We start from the raw sequence: 4,339 nt of genomic DNA, 5'->3' as shown, positions 1-4,339 counted from the left end.
CGCTAAATCACAGGCTAAAAATCAGTTCTCCTTGTCGACTTTAAACCCTACTATCCATCGTATGAAGCGGCAGCGTCTTTTATGGCGGCTCCGGTTTATGATGGTAACGATAAGCTAGGAGTTCTTGTCTTTCAGATGCCCGTTGATGCGATAAACAGCATCATGACCTACGACGGTAAGTGGGCGGATGCAGGGTTAGGAGCGAGCGGTGAAACGTACCTCGTGGGACCAGATACACTTCTCAGAAGCCAGTCCAGATTCTTGTTAGAAGACAAACCGGGCTATCTGGCAGCACTGACCAGTGCCGGCGTTTCGAATCAAATCGTATCTGCGATTAGCGACAAAGACAGTGCGATTGGTCGTCAGCCCGTCAACACAGTAGGTAGTCAGGCAGCGCTGTCTGGTCAGACAGGTAGTGAGATTATCCTCGATTACCGCGGCGTTCCTGTCCTTTCTGCGTACGGTCCGATCACCGTAGCAGGTCTTAAATGGGCGATTTTGAGTGAAATAGATGAAGCGGAAGCGCTTGCTGATGTAGGCGTACTTAACAGTGCCGTGTTCACCGCTGTAGGTTTAAGTACTGTGATTCTCTTGGTGTTGTCTGCCATTGGCGCTTCCATTGTCGGGGGTGGCATCGCCAGACCAATCAAAGCGGCGGCGGCTCAAATTACTGAGATCAGTGGTTCTAAAGACTTAACGGCAAGACTGGATGAAAAAGGTAAAGATGAAATGTCTGAACTTGCGGTTGCTGTCAATGGGCTCTTCAAGCAGCTTCAAGGCATTATTCGGGAATTCTCAGTGGCAACCAATGAACTGACGGAAAACAGCCAGCATATGTCTACCAGCATGGTTGATACGCGAAATGCCGTGAATGATCAGCACACCAAGTCGGATGCAGTTGCTGCCGCGATTAACGAAATGAGTGCTTCGGTTTCTGAAGTTGCACAGTTTGCCAGTCGAGCCGCTGAGTTTGTGAAGAATGCAAACGATACAGGTAAGCGAAGTGCCATGGTTGGTCGTGAGCTTGGAAACGAGATGGGGCTGCTGACTTCTCAAATGGAAAGCGCTAACGAAGCCATCGAAAGGCTGGTTAAAGAAAGCAACTCCATTGGTGAAGTGCTCGATGTTATTCAGTCAATTGCCGAGCAGACAAACTTACTTGCTTTGAACGCAGCGATAGAAGCGGCTCGGGCAGGTGAGCAAGGTCGAGGGTTTGCTGTGGTGGCAGATGAAGTTCGTTCTCTGGCGAGCCGAACTCAGTCTTCTACTGAAGAGATTCGAGGCAAAATTGAAGCCCTTCAGGGTGAGACTCAGGCTGTGGCATCGGGAATCAATAACGCCAACTCTTCGGTTGAAAAAGGCACAGAAAGTTGTCGTCAGAACACCGAAATGCTGGAGCAGATTACCAACATGCTTACAGAGCTGAACGACATGAACCTGCAGATTGCGACGGCCGCCAATGAGCAATCCACGGTTACAGAGGACATCAGCAACAGCATCACTATGATTGCAGACGCTTCAGTCCGAGTAACAAGCCAGACCAACGAAATAGAAGGTGTGGTCAACGGTCTGTCGGATCAGGCGACGGACTTGAACCGCAAAGTAGGTCAGTTCAGATACTAGACCATAGATTCCAGACTTATAAGTCACTGGAAAATGAAAAACAGCGCGTAAATACGCGCTATTTTTTTATTCTTGGAGTATCTAAGGTCAACAGACCCTAATAGAGAAAGCTCGACTTGGCGTTTAAGTTTCTAAACAGAGTTACGCGGCATCATCAAAGAAGTCGTAGCTATTGCCGCCATTAGATTTTGCCTGATACATGGCAATGTCCGCAGCCTTAAGTATGTCGACCCAGGTGTCCTGATATTCGCTTGCCAGGCAGATACCGATGCTCACGCCAACTTTACAATCCACCGAGCCAACCTTGATAGGTTTAGAGAGAGACTCAATGATTTTCTCAGGCAGAACCTGAGGCTCTTCCTGAGAGTGTTGAATAATGGCAAATTCATCGCCACCCAGACGTGCGATAAAGTCACCTTCACCGCAGGTTTTCAGCAATCGAGCACTGATGCGTTTGAGAAGCCGGTCTCCCACGTCGTGACCATAAGTGTCATTCACCAGTTTAAAACCGTCCAGATCGAGTAAGAGCACAGTAAATTCGGCGCTGTTTTGACGTTTCAGGTCGATAAGTTGGTTTTGAAGTGCGGCTCGATTGGCAAGCCCGGTAAGAGAGTCATGGTAGGCCAGGTGGCTTATTTTACGTCGGTCTTTTAACGTAATGTAAAGCAGAAGGCTGCCACAAATCGCCAGCCCCGCGTAACTGTAACCCATGATGCTGTTCAGGCGAACCAGCTCCAAATCTCTGGAATAATTTTTCTCTGAGACTCGCTGAAACTCCTCGTTTAGCAAAGCATTAATGGTTTCGGAGGTTTGCTGACCGTGAGCGAGGTATTGTGAAAAATGAATTTCGTTAAAAGAATCCAGTGTGGGGTCAAGTTCTTTAAAAGATTCAAAAGTATCGACAATAATTTCAAGTCGTCCCTGTCTTTCCATTAAATTTGCAGACTCGGAACCGACAAGTAATATTTCGAAGGCAGACCAGGTTAAATCATAGCTGGTCAGCAGCTCGTCTACTTCAATTAGCCCTCTGAAATAATTCTCTGCGTCATTCATGTATTCCTGATGCAGCAGCATTAACTGAACAATAGCCCGTCCGGTGGAGTGTTCGTTAACCGCCAGCAGATCCAGGCTTTTAACTATTTGAGTTACACTAACAACGGCACAAAGGGTAAACAGAATCGCTACAGTCAGTAATACAGGGGTCTGAAGACGGCTTGGTAGCGGCATTCTTAGGGTTCCTCACTGAAGACATCAATGGTTACGAGTTGCCAAACCATATAATCATTGAAAATCTGTGCTTCAAGCTCTTTGTGGTGGTCTTTTGGCAGTATTAGCCACAATGGACCTTTACCCCTTACTGTCATCTTTTTTCCATTATCTTCCCAGGCCAAGATGGGTTTGAACTGGCGAATGCGCTCGAAGTCAACCGTCACCTGATATTTGTCCAGCGCTTTTAAGGTCAGCCAGGAACCTTTTGCCTTGGCATCGTTAAGAATATCTTCAAGAGTCGGACCCTTGTAGCTATGCGCTTCATTGGTCCATGGGGTATTAGTGGTAATCAACAATTGTGGGAACGACTGAATTTGTTCCAACGAATATTTTCGGCTTTTTTCCACCTGACCAGAAACGGTCAGTATCGTTCTATCACTTTGTGCTAAAGTAAGTGCCGAAAATATAAGTAAAAAAATAAAAACGAACGCGTTTTTAAAATTTAAGAACATGTCCCCTCCGCGGAAAGCTTTACGAAATTATTGTTGATGTTTTTATTATTTTAGAGCGAAACGCCTTTCAGGTGTATGAATTTTGAGATTTGTCTTGTAAACAAGAATAGCATACGGCTCAACTTGTTATGAACGAATCTAATGTGAAAATTCCACGCGTGTGTTAACAACTCGTCATAATTAAATCTCTTCTCAAGGAAAATATTTTATCTTGTGGCTCAAAGTTCATATTTTTCCATATTAAGTTTAGGAAATAATTAGAAAAAACGAATGCCAAAATGATTTAAATACACAATTTTTATGAAGTTATTTTTATATATATGCACTACATGCAATGTGTGTGTTCACACTATTCATCAGTTAATACTATTTAACTGCATTAAAACTATAAAATTAAATAGTGAGTTTTGAACTCGATCACACATGACTATAAAGTATTAAGGAATTGGAATCGGTATCATCCTTAGGTGAGTTAAAATTTCGGCTTAGCCAAATGTGATACTAAATCCATATCTAAACTCATATTTAATTTGAAGCTCATATTTTAAGAGGATGCTCCCCCCTAGATGTATAAATTTATTCACTTGCTGCGTTGGATAATTCCATTGGTGGTAACGCTGTTTTTGGTGGCTAAAGCTCAGGGAGAGGAAGCGCTAACGGCTGAAGAAAAGCTATTTCTTGAACGTCATCCCGTTTGGAAGGTTCATTCGGAAGATTATTGGCCGCCGTTCAACTATCGTGAATTTGGTGAGCGGAAAGGCTACTCGACCGAGCTTATCCTCTTACTGGCTCAGCAGGTCGGGAGCAAGGTTAAGTTTGTCGACGTAGCAGACTGGACAGAAGCGCTGGAAAAACTGAAAGCGCGGGAGATCGACATCATCTCCAACATGACCCCAACTTCAGAGGGAAAGCAGTTTGCGACCTTTACCGATTCAAAAGTCTTTGCCGTAACCAACGCATTGCTATTTAGTGACTCTGTCACCTCGGTACACAGT

At 44.8% G+C, this 4,339-nt stretch carries 4 protein-coding genes; 2 read left to right on the top strand and 2 right to left on the bottom strand.

Features of this window, described 5'->3' with window-relative positions; translation table 11 throughout:
- The first annotated feature begins 81 nt into the window (after positions 1 to 81).
- Positions 82 to 1,623, top strand: coding sequence for a methyl-accepting chemotaxis protein (locus RH89_RS13325; protein ID WP_004402663.1), 1,542 nt, complete (start codon positions 82 to 84; stop codon positions 1,621 to 1,623).
- Positions 1,624 to 1,764: 141 nt separating this feature from the next.
- Here RH89_RS13325 and RH89_RS13320 read toward each other — a convergent pair whose 3' ends face one another.
- Positions 1,765 to 2,850 carry a diguanylate cyclase domain-containing protein gene (locus RH89_RS13320; RefSeq protein WP_004402662.1) on the bottom strand — a complete coding sequence of 362 codons (1,086 nt, stop codon included), beginning with the start codon at positions 2,848 to 2,850 and terminating at the stop codon, positions 1,765 to 1,767.
- 2 nt (positions 2,851 to 2,852) lie between these two features.
- On the bottom strand, positions 2,853 to 3,344 hold the full coding sequence (locus RH89_RS13315) for a putative pterin-binding protein (protein WP_004402661.1): 492 nt from the start codon (positions 3,342 to 3,344) through the stop codon (positions 2,853 to 2,855).
- A gap of 566 nt (positions 3,345 to 3,910) precedes the next feature.
- Between RH89_RS13315 and RH89_RS13310 the strand changes: the two genes are divergently transcribed.
- Positions 3,911 to 4,339: transporter substrate-binding domain-containing protein (locus RH89_RS13310; protein ID WP_004402660.1), on the top strand; the 429-nt coding region annotated here is incomplete at its 3' end.

It is taken from the genome of Vibrio nigripulchritudo ATCC 27043 (assembly GCF_000222685.1).
Taxonomy (GTDB): Bacteria; Pseudomonadota; Gammaproteobacteria; order Enterobacterales; family Vibrionaceae; genus Vibrio; species Vibrio nigripulchritudo.
The sequence above is the reverse complement of the archived record's forward strand: the minus strand, read 5'-3'. Positions and strand labels throughout refer to the sequence as shown.

Excerpts from the sequence above, each read along its gene's own strand:
- RH89_RS13325 (WP_004402663.1), top strand. The coding sequence starts at position 82 with ATGGCGGCTCCGGTTTATGATGGTAACGATAAGCTAGGAGTTCTTGTC.
- RH89_RS13320 (WP_004402662.1), bottom strand. The coding sequence starts at position 2,850 with ATGCCGCTACCAAGCCGTCTTCAGACCCCTGTATTACTGACTGTAGCG.
- RH89_RS13315 (WP_004402661.1), bottom strand. The coding sequence starts at position 3,344 with ATGTTCTTAAATTTTAAAAACGCGTTCGTTTTTATTTTTTTACTTATA.